Origin of the sequence: Pseudomonas panipatensis, assembly GCF_900099785.1 — a bacterium.
Classification (GTDB): Bacteria; Pseudomonadota; Gammaproteobacteria; order Pseudomonadales; family Pseudomonadaceae; genus Pseudomonas; species Pseudomonas panipatensis.
In genome coordinates this window covers 64,753-79,154 of sequence record NZ_FNDS01000001.1, presented here as the reverse complement: position 1 = coordinate 79,154, position 14,402 = coordinate 64,753, and the positions used below count along the sequence as shown (strand labels likewise).

Genomic DNA, 14,402 nt, shown 5'->3' with positions numbered 1-14,402 from the left:
TTCAATTGCCGTCGCCGATGGTCGTGCCACCGTCGACGATGAGGTTCTGTCCGCTGATGAAGGCGCCGCCGGGAGCGGCCAGCAGCAGCGCCAGGGCGGCCACCTCCTCGGGGCGGCCGACGCGGCGCAGGGGGGTCAGCGCCAGGCGGCGCTGCAGGATTTCGGGCTGCTCGGTGAGCGGGCGGGCGAACTCGGTGTGGATCACGCCGGGGCTGATGGCGTTGACGCGCACGTTCGCCGGCCCCCACTCCACCGCCAGGTTGCGCGCCAGTTGCGCCAGCCCGGCCTTGGACAAGCCGTACAGGCCCAGGCCCTTGTTGCCGCGCACGCCGGCGATGCTGGCCATCAGCACCACGCTGCCACCGCCCTGGGCGGCCATCGCCGGCAGCAGGGCGTTGCTCAGCCACAGCGCGCTGCGCAGGTTGACCGTCAGGGTCAGCTCCCAGTCGGCGTCGCTGGCGCTGGCCAGCGGCCCCAGGTGCGGCGCCACCCCGGCATTGCAGACCAGCGCGTCGAGGCGGCCGAAGTGCGCCAGGCAGGCATCGGCCAGGGCCTCGACCTGCGTCTGGCAGGCCAGGTCGGCCGGCAGGGCGATCGCCTCGATGCCCTCCTCGGCCAGCCGCGAGAGCGTGCGCCGGCAGTCCTCGGCACTCTCGCTGCTGATCGCCAGGCGCGCGCCGGCACGGCCATATTCACGGGCGATGGCCAGGCCGATGCCACGGGTGGCGCCGGTGATCAGCGCGGTCTTGCCGCGCAGGGAAAAGAGTTCGCTCATGCAGCCTCCACCGCCAGGCGGCCCCGCCCCCGGCGCAGCAGCGCCAGGCACAGCGGTGCGATCAGCAATTGCACGCCGGCGATCAGCAACAGCGCGTGCGGCAGCGACTCGCGCACGCCGTCGGTCAGCGCCAGCACCGCCAGCGGGCTGACGAACTCGCCGGCGAAGATCGACGCGGTGAAGCCGCCGGTGGCGCGGCCGCGCTGGTCGAAATCGACCTGGGCCATGACCTGGGTGATCAGCGTGGGCAGCAGCAGGCCGACGCCCAGGCCGTTGACCAGGACCGCCAGCACCACCGGCGCGTGGCTGTCGGCCAGGGCCATGAGCGCGCCACCGAGACCGGCGGTGGCGAAGCCGAGGGCCAGCAGGCGCGGCGCCGGCAGGCCGCCCAGCAGGCGGAAGCCAATGGCCCCGGCGAGCACGCCGAGCTGGTTGGCGCCCATGGTCATGCCGATCTCCTGCGGCCCGTCGACGTGCAGCAGGTTGAGCAGGTAGCCGGCCTGCACCGGGACGATGAACAGGCTGATCCCGGCCAGCACGGTCAGCAGGTACAGCGGCGCCAGGGCACGCCAAGGGAAGCCGCCGGCGGGCGCGCTCGCCGCCGGCGCCGCCTGGCGTTGCGGCTCCCAGAGCAACGCGGCCATCAGCGGCAGGCACAGCAGGCCCACCGCGTAGAGGCTGAAGGGCGTGCGCCAGCCGCTCTCGCCGAGGGCCCCGCCGGCCGCCATGAACAGCGCGGCGGACAACGAGGTGGCGACCATCTGCAAGGCGAACAGGCGCTCACGCCGCTGGCCTTCGTAGTAGTCGCCCATCAGCGTGGTGCAGCAGGTCATGATGCCGGCCTCGGCCAGGCCGATCCCGGCGCGGCTGGCGACGATCAGCGGCAACGACTGCAGCCACAGCGGCAGCAGGCCGCACAGTGTGTAGAGCAGCATCGAGGCGAGCAGCAGCGGCTTGCGCCCGAGGCGGTCGGCGAGCACCCCGGCCAGCGGCGCCAGCACGGCGATGACCAGCGCCGGCAGGGTCAGCGCGATGGGCACCAGCAGGGCCGCCGCCGGGGTTTCGGCGAAGTGCGCCTGCATGCGCGGCAGCACCGGGGCGATCAGCACCGCGCCGAGCACCGGCAGGCAACTGCCGAACAGCAGCAGCAGGGATTGCGCCGCGCCGGCGGAGCGTTCAGCGCTCATCGCGCACCTCCGCCAGGCAGCACAGGGTGGTGGCGTAACAGGCCAGGCCGGCGGGCAGTTCATGGCGCAGGCACAGCAGCAGTCGGGTCAGGCAAGGCATGCTCGGGTTCCTCATCGTTGTTCTTGTTCTGCCGTCGCGGCGGCGGAGTCTCAGGCCAGCGGCACGACCCTGCGCTCGCCGCAGCACTCGTCGCTGTGATGGATTTCCGCCGTGCAGTGCGCCGGCTCGCCGCTCGCCGGGGTGGCGGCCGGCTGCGCCTGGCGCGGCAACAGGAAGTAGGCCAGGGCCGGCAGCAGGACCAGGGCGCCGACCATGTTCCAGACGAACATGAAGGCCAGCAGCACGCCCATGTCGGCCTGGAACTTGATCGGCGAGAAGATCCAGGTGCCGACGCCGATGGCCAGGGTCATGCCGGTCAGCATCACCACCTTGCCGGTGAACAACAGCGCCCGGTAATAGGCTTCGGAGAGGCTGGCGCCCTGGCGCAACTGGGCCAGGACGATACTCATGACGTAGAGCGCGTAGTCCACGCCAATGCCCACGCCGAGGGCGATCACCGGCAGGGTGGCGACCTTGACGCCGATGCCGAGGACGACCATCAGCGCCTCGCAGAGGATCGAGGTGAGCATCAGCGGCAGCACCGCGCAGAGCACCGCGCGCCAGGAACGGAAGGTCACCAGGCAGAGCAGGATGACCGCGCCGTAGACCCACCAGAGCATGTCGTGGCTGGCCTGCTTGACGACGATATTGGTGGCCGCCTCGATGCCGGCGCTGCCGGCGGCGAGGAGGAAGCGCGCCTGCTCGCTGTCGTTGTCGCGGGCGAAGGCCTGCACGCGCTCGACCACGCGGCTCAGGGTGTCGGCCTTGTGGTCGGTGAGGAAGGCATAGAGCGTGAGCAGGCTGCAGTCGTCGTTGTACAGGCCACGCGGCGCGCCGGCGGTGATCATGTTCAGGCTGGCCTGGTTGTTCAGCAGCTCGTACCACTTCGGGTTGCCTTCGGAGAGGCCGACCAGCACGCGGCGGTTGAGCAGCGCCAGCGAGTTGCTCGAGTCCACGCCGGGCAGGCCGCGCAGTTGCCATTCGAGGTCGTCGACGCGCTTCAGGGTGTCATAGCTGGAGCAGCCGCCGGCCGGGGTCTTGACCATCACCGCGAAGACATCGCTGCTAGCCCCGTAGTGCTGGGTGAGGAAGGCGTTGTCGCGGTTGTAGCGCGAGTCCGGGCGCAGTTCGGGGGCGCCGGCATCGAGGTCGCCGATCTTCAGTTGCAGGCTGCTGGCGTAGCCGCCGATGGCCAACAGCAGCGCCGCCGCCACGCAGGCGCTCGCCCAACGCCGTTGCGTGAACAGATCGAGGAAGCGCCACAGCGCGTGCTTCTCGCCGCCGGCCTCGACCGCCGCCTCGCTCTTCAGGCTGCGCCTGGCCGCTGAAGGACTGACGCCGACATAGGAGAGCAGGATCGGCAGCAGGATCAGGTTGGTGACGATCAGCACCGCCACGCCGATGCTGGCGATCATCGCCAGGTCCTGGATCACCTGGATCTTGATGATCATCAGCACGGCGAAACCGACCGCGTCGCACAGCAGCGCGGTGAGGCCGGCGAGGAACAGGCGGCGGAAGGTGAAGCGCGCGGCGACCAGGCGGTGGGTGCCGCGGCCGATGTCCTGCATGATGCCGTTCATCTTTTGCGCGCCGTGGCTCATGCCGATGGCGAACACCAGGAAGGGCACCAGCACCGAATAGGGATCGAGCTGGTAGCCGAGCAGCGGCAGCAGGCCGAGTTGCCAGACCACCGCCACCAGCGAGCAGCTCATCACCAGCAGGGTGCTGCGTGCGCAGCGGGTATAGCCGTAGAGCACCACGGCGGTGATGGCGATGGCAGCGGCGAAGAACGACAGGACCTGGTGCAGGCCGTCGATCAGGTCGCCGACCACCTTGGCGAAGCCGGTGATGTGGATCTCCACGCCGTCGGCCTGGTACTTGCCGCGCAGCGCTTCGAGCTGCCGGGCGAAGGCGCTGTAGTCAAGCGCCTGGCCGTCCGGGGTCTTCTCCAGCAAGGGCACGTAAACGATGCTCGAACGCTGGTCGAAGGCCACCAGTTGGCCGATCTCGTTAGAGCGCTCGACGTTGCGCTTGAGTGCCTCCAGGCTCGCCGCCGAGCCGTCGTAGCCGTCGGGAATCACCGGGCCGCCTTCCAGGCCTTCCTCGGTGACCCCGGTCCAGCGCGTCGACGGCGTCCACAGCGACTTCATCGCCGCACGGTCGACGCCGGGCAGCAGGTAGACCTCGTCGTTGAGGCGCTGCAGGGTTTGCAGGTAGTGCTGGTCGTAGATGCCCCCGGCGGGGTTGGCCACGTCGATGCGCACGGCGTTGCCCAGCCCGGCCAGCTCCTGGCGGTGCGCCAGGTAGTTGACGATGAACGGATGCTCCTTGGGGATCATCTTCTCGAAGCTGGCGTTGAGGCTCAGGCGCGTGGCCTGCCAGCCGAGCAGCAGGGTCGTCGCCAGGCACAAAAGCAGGACCAGGCCGCGATGGTTGAACAGGGCGCGTTCGAGCAGCGAGCCGGAGGCGCTATCGAAGTCGGCGAGGCGGCCGCTGGACGGCGCGGAGGAAGTCGGGGCATGCATGGCTCAGTCCGCCTTGGTGGATGAAGAGGTGGAGGCCAGGCGGCGAGCGCCGGCCATGCCGACGGCCACCAGGGCGCCATCGGCGGCCTCGGTCGCGGCGCTCAGCGGCAGGCCGTCGGAGACCGCCAGCGGTTGCGCGGCGAAGTCTTGCAGGCCACTGCGCAGGAGCATTCCCGCCTGGTTCACCAGCAGCAGTTGGTGGCCGGCGACACGGATGCCGTTGAGCGAGGCCGGGATCGGGTTGGCCAGGGCCTGGAAGCTCGCGCCCTGGTCGGCCGAGGCAAACAGCTTGCCGCGCAGGCCACCCACCAGCAGGCGGCCGTCAGGTAGCACGGCGGCGGCGAAGTAACTGCCTTCATAGGGGCCTTGCAGCGCCTCGAAGTGGCCGCCGGCATCACGCGAGCGCAGCAGCAGGCCCTGCTCGCCGGCAACGTAGAGATCGTCGCCTTGCCGGGTCAGGGCATATAGATGCAGGCCGCGCGGATTGGGCAGGCGACCCATCCAGGAATGCCAGCTGCGCCCGCCGTCCTCGGTGGTTAGCGCCAGTCCGTAGGCGCCGGCGATCAGGCCATGATTGGCGTCGGCGAAGCTGAGCGCGAGAAAGGGCTTGTCGGCGCCATCGGCAACCAGGCGCTGGGCGGCGGCGATACGGCCGGCCTCCCCCGCCGCTTCCGCGGCCTGCAGTTCCAGCGCGGCGGCGCGCTTGCCGTCCAGTTGCAGGCCCCAGTGCTCGCCACCGTCCTCGCTGTGCAGCACCGCCCCGGCATGGCCCAGGGCCCAGCCGTGGCGGGCGTCGGCGAACTGCACGGCGGTCAGGGTGACGCTCACCGGGCTCGGCGCCTGGCGCCAGTGCCGGCCGTCGTCGTCGGAGAGCAACACCACGCCGCGCTCGCCCACCGCCACCAGGCGATCACCGGCACGGGTCACGTCCAGCAGCACCGCCTGCAGCGCCTGCGGACCAAGCACGGCGGGCTGCGCCAGGACATCCACGGCAGCCGCCCGGGCCGGCGGCACCGCGCAGCAGGCCGCCAGCAGCAGGCCGGAAAGCATCTTTTTCATCGCACGCAACCTTTGTTTTCTTGTAATCGGTACAGCGAGGTTCGCGAGTCCGTAGGATGGGTTGAGCCCGCGAAACCCATGCGGTCGCCCGGCTGCCAAGGTGATGGGTATCGCTGCGCTCAACGCCATCCTACGAAGCCCAGGCCACAACCATGCGGCACCCGTAGGATGGGTTGAGCCGCGAAACCCATGCGGTCGGCATCAGCCTCCGCGTCGGACTCCCGCTGGGCTCGTGCAGCATGGGTTTCGCTTCGCTCAACCCATCCTACGAAGCGCCCCTCAGCGCACACCCTCGCCCGCCATGGCGTCGGCGGTGAACACCGAGTCCTTGTAGGGCGGCACGATGCGGTACTGCTCGTTCTTGCCGGCGAACAGGTCGCCGGCGAACCAGGCCCCGGAGAGCAGGTCGTAGAAGCCGTTGGTCAGGGTCACCACGCCGGGCAGGTCGGGCAGCACCACCGGCGAGGTCCAGAGCACCTTGGCCAGTTGGCCGCGGGCGTCGTAGCGCTCGCCGAGCACGGCGGCCCAGGTGTCCTCGTCGAGGTAGTAGGTGCTCTTGGGCATCACGTGGCGCTGGCCGTTCTTCAGGGTCGCTTCCACCACCCAGACGCGGTGTTTCTCCCAGCGGATGGCGTCGGACTTCATGTGGTGGGCGTCGAACAGGTCCTCGGGGCCGGCGGCGGTGAAGACCTTGTTGGCGTTGTAGGGGATGACCATCTCCTTCTTGCCCACCAGCTTCCAGTCGAAGCGATCGACGCGGCCGTTGAATACGTACAGCTCGTCGAAGCTCATGACCCCGGCGGTGGCCGGCGTCGGCGTATCGCAGCAGGCGTTGGGCAGGCGGCGCACACGGCGCTGGCCGGGCAGGTAGGTCCAGACCGAGGCCTTGTCGGCGTTGAGGTTCTCCAGCCCGGTGATGGCCTCGCCAGCGCGCAGCGGCGGGCCGTCGTTGATCATGCGGATCGACCAGAACACGCCCTTCTCGGCGCCGCCGCCGGGCAGGTACCAGGGCATCTGCAGGTCGGCGCGCGAGTCGTTGGTCAGCACGTGCTTGCCGTCGGAGGTGGTCAGGTACTGGGTGAAGCTGGCGTGCCAGGAGGCTCCGCGCCAGCGCAGCAGGTGGTTCCAGATGGCCTCGACGCCGCTCTGCGGGATCGGGAACGGGATGCCGCCGGCGGCGCTCTCGGGCATGGGCCCGGCCGGGCCGTCGACCAGCTTGCCGCTGGTGGCGTTGGCGAAGGTGGCGTCGTACACCGACTGCGGCGCGGCGGCGCTGCGGTGGGTCGGATAGACCTCCAGGCGGTAGCTGTCGGGGTACTTCTTGAGCATCGCCTGGATGCCGGGGGTGAGCTTGTCGGCGTACTGCGCCATGTTCTGCGCGGTGATGGTGTACAGCGGCTTGTCGCTGGCGTAGGGGTCGCTGCGCTTGCCGCCGTCCTTGTAGGCCGGGTCGGCCTGGATGTAGCCGCCGGTCCAGGCCGGGATGCTGCCGTCGGCGTTGCCGGCGCGCTCGGCGCCCAGCGGCGTCAGGCTGGTCTTCAGCTTGGCCGCTTCGTCGGCGGACACGGCGCCCATGGCGCTGTGGGCGAACAGCAGCGAGGCGCTCAGGGCAGTGAGCAGGGAAACGAAGGTCTTGTGGGTTTTCATCGGAGGGTCCTCGGTCAGAACGTGCGGCTGACGGTGAAGGCGATGAAGTCGCGGTCTTTCAGCGACTGTTCGAAGGAGTAGTTGTTGTTGGCGTCGAGGAAGGTGCTCTCCGGGCCGTAGTAGTGGGTGTACGTCAGGCCCAGGCTCCAGGCGTTCAGGTAGTTGCCCTTGAGGCCGATGTTGAGGTCGCCGCCGTGGTCCGCGCCGAAGCCGGTGCCCAGCGCTTCGGAGGCGCCGTTGGTGTAGCTCGCGCCGATCGGCACCGAGAGGTCGAGACCGGGGTAGATCTGCCGGTACATCGGCTCGTAGACCAGGCGCAGGCTGGTGGCGTCGCGGTCGGCGTTGGGGTCCAGCGCATCGGCGTTCTTGCTCACGCTCATCACCCGGTTCCAGGCGATCTCGCCGAGGAAGCTGGTTTCGGCGGCGAGGACGTTCGGCTCCAGGCTGGCCAGCCAGGAGAAGTTGGCGTGCAGGGTGCGGCCGGTGGCGTAGAGCGGGTCGTTGCTGTTGTCGATCGACTCGCCCACGGCCAGGGTGCGCTGGTTGGTGGAGGCCAGCGGCTGGTTCCAGCGGGTGGACACTTCGCCGGCGACGTTGACGTTGCCCAGGGTGGTGGAGAAGCTGCCGCCCAGGGCCTCGATGCCTTCCGGGTAGACCCAGTAGTACTCGCCGGCCTTGCCGGTGAACGGGTTGAGGTTGGCGAAGTCCGGGCGCACGTTCAGTTGCGGGTTCTTGTCGTGGAAACGGATCGCGTAGACGCCCCAGTCCACCGTCTCGGTGCGCCAGCGCAGCTGCACGCCGCCCTGCCCCGAGTCCTTCGCGTCCTTGTCCTGCCCGTGGTAGAAGGCCAGCGGCTGCGCACCGGGGAACAGCGGCGCGCCGATGAACATGCGCTCGTTGCCCTCGCCGAAGAAGTCGTCGGTGGAGAAGTAGCTGCCGGCGGCCGGCAGGCGGTTGGCCTCCCACTCGAACTGGTAGTAGGCGCCGACGGACACGTCGGGCGTCAGTTGCAGTTGGCCGGAGACCTGCTTGACCGGTCGGATCAGTTCCTTGAACTGGGTGTTGGGCACCGACAGGCCCTTGACCACGTCGATCGGCGCCATGCCGCCGGCGATGCCGTTCATGCCGTAGAACAGGCTCTCGCCCCACTGCATGGCGTACTGGCCGAGACGCCCGGACAGCGGCATGTCGCCGAGTTCGCCCTTGCCGAAGACGAAGGCGTCGAGCAGCTCGCCCTTGCGCCCGTGCAGGGTGCGGGTGTCGTCGGTGAACTCATCGTAGTTCACCGAGTAGCTGTTGGCCCGGCTCGGATCGTTGTTGTCGGTGCCACGGTTGTAGACGTCGTCGTACCAGGCCGCGCCGCTGACGCGGGCGCCGACGTTCTGGTAGTTGAGGTCCATCTCGGAGAGCAGGTCGACGCGGTTGGAGATCAGCCCCTTGTTGAAGTTGCGGTCGCCGTCGTCCAGGTTCAGCGCGGTCTGCCCCTCGGTCAGCTTGCTGCTCTGCCCTTCGGTACGCCAGGCGGCGCTGTACTTCAGGGTGTTGTCCCAACGCACGCGCAGGTCGGGATTGCCCGTGTCGAACTCGAACGCCTGGGCCAGGGGCATGCCGCTGACCAGGGCCGCCAGGGCCAGGGCCAGGGGATGCCGCGCCGAACCCAGGACATGGCGTGGGTGTGCACGCTTGCGAGTAGCCATCGATTTACCCTCTTTATTGTTTTTATCCATCGGTCATTGCGTGTCGCCACGGCGCGGACAGGCAAGGCGCGCCGTGCCGCCCCGCAGCGTCGGGGCGGCGGGCGACAGCCAGCGGCTGCCGCCCGGCGGTTCAGATGGGTTGCGCGGTGACTTCGAGCATTCGCTTGACCAGGCCGATACGGTCGAAGTCATGGGCGCGCTGGATTTCCTTTTCACCGGCCAGCAGCGAGCTGTCGCTGATGAACTTGCAGCGCTCGAAACGCCGCGCCATGAAGCGCCGCAGTTGTTCGTCGAGGCTGCCGCCGGCGGTCAGCTCCTCGCTGAGCACCACGGCGTCCTCGATGGCCATGCCGGCGCCCTGGCCCAGGTGCGGGGTGGTGGCATGGGCGGCATCGCCGATCAGCAGAACGCGGCCGCGATACCAGGGCTCATCGACGAACACCGCCTCCAGCGGCTTGTAGACCACCTGCGTGCTATCGGTGATCTGCTCGCGCAGTTCGCCGATCAGCCCGCCGAAGCCGGCCAGGCGCTGGCGCAACTCGGCGGCCAGGCTCGCCTCGTCCATCCACGGATTGCCCGGCTCGTAGGAGGTGGTGAAGAGGTACATGAGGTCGTCGGCCAGCGGCACCAGCCCGGCGTTGCCGGACGGCCCCTGGTAGTTGGCCAGGTGGTCGATCTGCGCCGCGCGCGGGAAGTTGTAGCGCCATACCGACTGGCCGGTGAAACGCGGCTGGTACTTGTCGCCGAAGAGCAGGCCGCGGACCTTGGAGAACAGGCCGTCGGCGCCGACCACCAGGCCGTAGCGCCCACGGCTGCCATCGGTGAACAGCACCGCCACGCCGCTGGCGTCCTGCTCCAGGCGTTCCACCGACAGGCCCAGGCGCACGCCCACGCCGAGGGCGATGGCGGTTTCGCTGAGGACCTTGTGCAGGGCGCGGCGGGAAATGCCGACGTTGGCCGGATACTCGGGACCGGCCAGGCGCTGGCCGGGAATGCGCGCCAGCGGCACGCCCTCGGTGGTGTAGATGGCCACGTCCTCGAAGGCATAGGCGGCGCCCAGGTAGGCATCGAGCAGGCCGAGATGGGCCATCTCGCGCACCACGTTGCTCTGCTGGATGATGCCGACGCCGTAGACGGTCCATTCCGTCTTCAGCTCGACCAGGTCGACTTCGATCCCCTTGCGGCGCAGGGCGATGGCGGCGCACAAGCCACCGATTCCACCGCCGACGATCAGCACGTTGCTCACAGCATTCATGGCGTCTCTCACGTTTTGTTCTTGTTGTCTGCCGCGCCCGGGGGGGGCGGCGAATCCGTGGGGTGGGCACAGCTTCTCGGCATCGCAGGGATTTGACTAATCGCGTCCTCGGATGCGATCTATCGCCAAACGCGATACCTGCCCTCCTCCGTTCAACCGGCCAGTTGCGCCAGCGGCAGGCGCAGCCAGCCGTCCTCGATGCGATGCTCCAGCGCCCGCAGCGACTCGCCCAGGCAGGGCCCGTAGACGCACAGGCCGCTGTCCGGGAGAAACTCCGCGCCATGGGCGTAGCAGCGGATGCGCTGGCCATCGGCGGAGAGGAAGCGGTCCTTGCGGTACTCCAGGCGCACGTCCAGGTGCGGGCAGCGATTGCGGTAGACCCGCACCCCGGCGGCGCAGCGCACGGCGAACAGCGTGTCGCGGCCGATGCCGCCGGGATCGAAGCCGCGCGCCTGCCCTTCGGCCAGTTCGTCGAGCCGGCACAGGTCCAGGCACTCGACCATGGCTCAGCCCTGCTGCGGCGGCGGGCCGCCCGGCGCCCACTTGTCCCGCGAGGTGAAGAGGAACAACTGCGAGTTGTCCGCCGACATCGGCGCCTGGCGCGCGGCCCAGTGGTCGTCGTGCTTGTCCATGTCGGCGTCGTACTCGATGTGGCAGCCCAGCGGGCTGTTGAAGTACCAGAACCAGTTGGAACCGAGCAGGTGTCGGCCGGGGCCCCAGAAGCTGGTCCAGCCGCGCTGCTCGAAGCGCCGCCCGGCGAGCAGCACCTCGGTGCCGCTGCCCATGTGGAAGGTGAAGTGCTCGCAACCCTGCATGTGCGGCGGGGTCTGGATCATGAACAGGCAGTGGTGGTCATCCATCCCCGCCGAGCGCATGAAGGGCCCGACGCCGGTGAAGGTGTCGGTGGTGACGAAGCCCAGGCGGTCGCGGTAGAAGGCCTCGCCCTTGGCCGCGTCGGGGACGAAATACACCACGTGCGACAGGGTGCGCGGCACGGCCGGCATGTCCAGGCTGATGCCCAGTTGATTGAGCGGCCGCTGCGGCGCGCTGCCCGGTGCGTTGGTCAGGTCGGCCGGGGCCGTGAACGGACGCCGGCAACTGACCTGGAAGGCGATGGCGAAGCCGAGGTCGTCGACGCAGTGCAGCACGCCGTCGGCATCGCGGCGCACCTCGCGGTCGCGCCCCAGCTCGTCGGCGATGGCGTCGAGGTCGGCGGCGCTGGCCACGCCGTAGAGGGTTTCGCGCAGCGACGGGGTCGCGCCGATGGCCGCCGGCAGGCGCGGATCGTCGCCGCGGCGGATGACGATGGCGGTGCCGTCGAGGGCTTCGAAGCGCCCGCCGTCGGCGTCCAGTTGCACGGCGGCGAGGCCGTAGTCCCGCAGGCATTCGGCACACGCCTGGATGTCATCGACGCCGAAGACCAGGGCGTCAAGGCCAATGATGTTCATGGCTAACCACTCCATTGAAATTATGATTCGGCGCCGGGCAGGGGGCGGCCGGTGGTGGCGTCGCCGCGGCACGCTGGCCGCTCGACTGGGGCGCAGAGTGATGGCTGGCGCGGCGGGCTGACCAATCGCGAGTGGGGATGCGAGGCATCGGCAATCGCGATACCTGGGCGCGGAGCCAGCGCCATGGGCGTTCACCGCCCACAGAGCGCGGGCGGCTATTGACGTAGCGGAAAGGCGGCGGGAAGGTATCGCGAAAATAACTACAAGAACCGAGAGCCATCGCCATGCGCTTCCACCACCTGGATCTCAACCTCCTGGTGGCGCTGGATGTCCTGCTCGAAGAGCAGAACATCACCCGCGCCGCCGAACGCCTGCACATGACCCAATCGGCCACCAGCGGGGTGCTCGGCCGCCTGCGCAGCTTCTTCGAGGACGAACTGCTGGTGCAGGTCGGCCGCAAGATGCAGCCCACGCCCTACGCCCTGGAACTGGCCACGCCGGTGCGCGAAGTGCTGCTGACCATCCGCTCCTCGATCACCGCCAAGCCGGTGTTCGACCCGACCAGCAGCAAGCGCCACTTCCGCCTGGTGGCCTCCGACTACCTGATCAGCGTGCTCTTCGCCCGGGTCATCCAGCAGATCCACCAGCAGGCGCCGAGCATCACCTTCGAAATGCTCAGCCCCGGCGACAACACCAGCGAACTGCTGACCCGTGGCGAGATCGACCTGATGATCGTGCCCGAGCGCTACCTGCAGGAAGGCCATCCCTCGCAACTGCTGTTCGAGGAACAGCACGTCTGCGTGGTCTGGCAGGACAACCCACAGGTGGGCGACAGCCTGACGCTGGAGCAGTACATGCAGATGGGCCACATCTCGGTCGGCTTCGGGCGTAACCGCCACCTGAGCATCGAGGACTGGTTCATGAGCCAGTACGGCTTCAACCGCCGCCTGGAAGTGATCACCAACGACTTCAACACCCTGCCGCAATTGCTGGTCGGCACCCAGCGCATCGCCACCATGCACCGCCGCCTGGCCGAGCTGTACGCGCAGTACCTGCCGCTGCGCATCCTGCCGACACCGGTGAAGATCCCGGCGATGCGCGAGTTCATGCACTGGCACCGCAGCATGGACGGCGACCCCATGCACCGCTGGCTGCGCGAACGCATCGGCGGCATCATCCACAGCCTCGACCAGCAGCCGGAACAGCAGCCGGCGCCGCTGCGCCAGGTCGGCTGACCCCGCGCCCGGCGCCCCGCCCGGCCAGCTCGCCGGGCGGCACAAGCCCGCCGCGCCATCGCGTTTCGCGATACCTCGCATCCCCACTCACGATTGGCCAAGCCGCCCCGCCGCTGCGTAACGTGCCGGCGAACCGCGCCCTGCGTGCCTGTCCGTTCCTCCCTGGGCGCCGGACTCATGACTGGAAAAGGACAACAAGAACATGTTCCGTTACTTCCCCACCAATTACGTCTGGAACCTCTCGGTGGACCTCGCCATCGAGATGGGCGCCCGCCTGGGCGAGATCGAAGCAATGTGCGCCCCGCTGCAGGAGGCCGCCCGGCAGCCCGACGCCGCCGGCACCCAGGCGTTCCGCGAAACCTGGTCGAAGATGGCCGACAAACTCTGCGACCTGGCCGGCGAAGACGAAGCCGCCGGGCGCCTGCTCTCGGCCGGCGAGAAGTACAACCGCGCCGCCACCTACTACCTCACCTGCGAGCGCCTGCAGGCCCACGGCGCGCCGGGACGCGAGGCGCTGTACCAGCGCTTCCTCGATACCTTCGCCCGCGGCCTCGACCTGTCGCGGGAGAACTGCGAGCGCGTGGAAATCCCCTACGAAGGCAAGCACCTCGCCGGCCTCTACGTGCGCGCCGAGGGCGTCGACGGCCCAGCGCCGATCCTGGTGCAGGTCAACGGCCTGGACTCGACCAAGGAAATGAAATACCGCGTCGGCCTGCCGGCCTGGCTGGCCAAGCGCGGCATCGCCTCGCTGATCATCGACCAGCCCGGCACCGGCGAGGCGCTGCGCCTGCACGGCCTGACCGCGCGCTACGACAGCGAGCACTGGGCCAGCCGCGTGGTCGACTACCTGGAACGCCGCAGCGACATCGACGCCCGGCGCATCGGCCTGGAAGGCGTGTCCCTCGGCGGCTACTACTGCCCGCGCGCGGTGGCCTTCGAGCCGCGCTTCGCCTGCGGCGTGGTGTGGGGCGCCAACCATGACTGGCGCGACGTGCAGAAACGCCGCCTGGAGAAGGAAGGCAACTTCCCGGTGCCGCACTACTGGGCGCATGTGCGCTGGGTGTGGGGCGCCAAGGACATGGACGAATTCATGACCATCGCCGAGAACGTCCACCTCGACGGCGTGCTCGATCGGATCAAGGTGCCCTTCCTCGTCACCCACGGCGAGAAGGACTCGCAGATCCCGCTGAAGTGGGCGCAGCGCACCTACGAACAACTGGTCAACAGCCCGAAACGCGAGCTGAAGATCTTCACCGAGCGCGAAGGCGGCGTGCAGCACTCCAGCTTCGACAACAGCATCAACGCCGGCCACTACATCGCCGACTGGGTCGCCGAAACCCTCGGCGGACACACCGCCTGAGCCCCCGCGTCGGCGCTCGCGACACTGCTCCGCTCCCCTGCGGCAGCGCTTCCCCGCGCTGCCGTTTTTTTTCATTCAGCGGCACGCCAACGCATGGGTATCGCGCTGCGCGCT

General features: G+C 69.0%; 11 protein-coding genes. 2 read left to right on the top strand and 9 right to left on the bottom strand.

The annotated features are described in order from the left end of the window. Position 1: 1 nt before the first annotated feature. From BLQ74_RS00365 to BLQ74_RS00325, 9 genes are all read right to left on the bottom strand, one after another. Positions 2–775 (bottom strand): SDR family NAD(P)-dependent oxidoreductase, encoded by a 774-nt coding sequence (locus BLQ74_RS00365; protein WP_090259668.1) that lies wholly within the window; start codon positions 773–775, stop codon positions 2–4. Beyond that, complete coding sequence (locus tag BLQ74_RS00360; protein ID WP_090259664.1) at positions 772–1,962, bottom strand: MFS transporter; 1,191 nt, start codon at positions 1,960–1,962, stop codon at positions 772–774. The genes BLQ74_RS00365 and BLQ74_RS00360 overlap by 4 nt, the downstream gene beginning before the upstream one ends. A gap of 150 nt (positions 1,963–2,112) precedes the next feature. After that, positions 2,113–4,587, bottom strand: coding sequence for an efflux RND transporter permease subunit (locus tag BLQ74_RS00355; protein WP_090259662.1), 2,475 nt, complete (start codon positions 4,585–4,587; stop codon positions 2,113–2,115). A 3-nt stretch (positions 4,588–4,590) separates the two neighbouring features. Beyond that, on the bottom strand, positions 4,591–5,646 hold the full coding sequence (locus tag BLQ74_RS00350) for a WD40/YVTN/BNR-like repeat-containing protein (protein ID WP_090259660.1): 1,056 nt from the start codon (positions 5,644–5,646) through the stop codon (positions 4,591–4,593). A 279-nt stretch (positions 5,647–5,925) separates the two neighbouring features. Further along, a complete protein-coding gene (locus BLQ74_RS00345; protein WP_090259658.1) occupies positions 5,926–7,293 on the bottom strand; it encodes a DUF1329 domain-containing protein in 1,368 nt (455 codons plus the stop codon). Positions 7,294–7,307: 14 nt separating this feature from the next. Next, positions 7,308–8,990: a DUF1302 domain-containing protein gene (locus BLQ74_RS00340; protein WP_090259656.1), complete on the bottom strand. Its 1,683-nt coding sequence runs from the start codon at positions 8,988–8,990 to the stop codon at positions 7,308–7,310. Positions 8,991–9,120: 130 nt separating this feature from the next. Further along, positions 9,121–10,245: an FAD-dependent oxidoreductase gene (locus BLQ74_RS00335; RefSeq protein ID WP_090259654.1), complete on the bottom strand. Its 1,125-nt coding sequence runs from the start codon at positions 10,243–10,245 to the stop codon at positions 9,121–9,123. A gap of 152 nt (positions 10,246–10,397) precedes the next feature. Next, complete coding sequence (locus BLQ74_RS00330; protein WP_090259652.1) at positions 10,398–10,748, bottom strand: Rieske (2Fe-2S) protein; 351 nt, start codon at positions 10,746–10,748, stop codon at positions 10,398–10,400. Positions 10,749–10,751: 3 nt separating this feature from the next. Continuing rightward, a complete protein-coding gene (locus tag BLQ74_RS00325) occupies positions 10,752–11,693 on the bottom strand; it encodes a VOC family protein (protein WP_090259650.1) in 942 nt (313 codons plus the stop codon). A gap of 284 nt (positions 11,694–11,977) precedes the next feature. On the opposite strand from BLQ74_RS00325, the gene BLQ74_RS00320 reads away from it, so the two are divergent. Both BLQ74_RS00320 and BLQ74_RS00315 read left to right on the top strand, forming a co-directional pair. Then, positions 11,978–12,928 carry a LysR family transcriptional regulator gene (locus tag BLQ74_RS00320; protein WP_090259648.1) on the top strand — a complete coding sequence of 317 codons (951 nt, stop codon included), beginning with the start codon at positions 11,978–11,980 and terminating at the stop codon, positions 12,926–12,928. Positions 12,929–13,130: 202 nt separating this feature from the next. Further along, on the top strand, positions 13,131–14,288 hold the full coding sequence (locus BLQ74_RS00315) for an alpha/beta hydrolase family protein (RefSeq protein WP_090259646.1): 1,158 nt from the start codon (positions 13,131–13,133) through the stop codon (positions 14,286–14,288). The last annotated feature ends 114 nt before the right edge of the window (positions 14,289–14,402 follow it).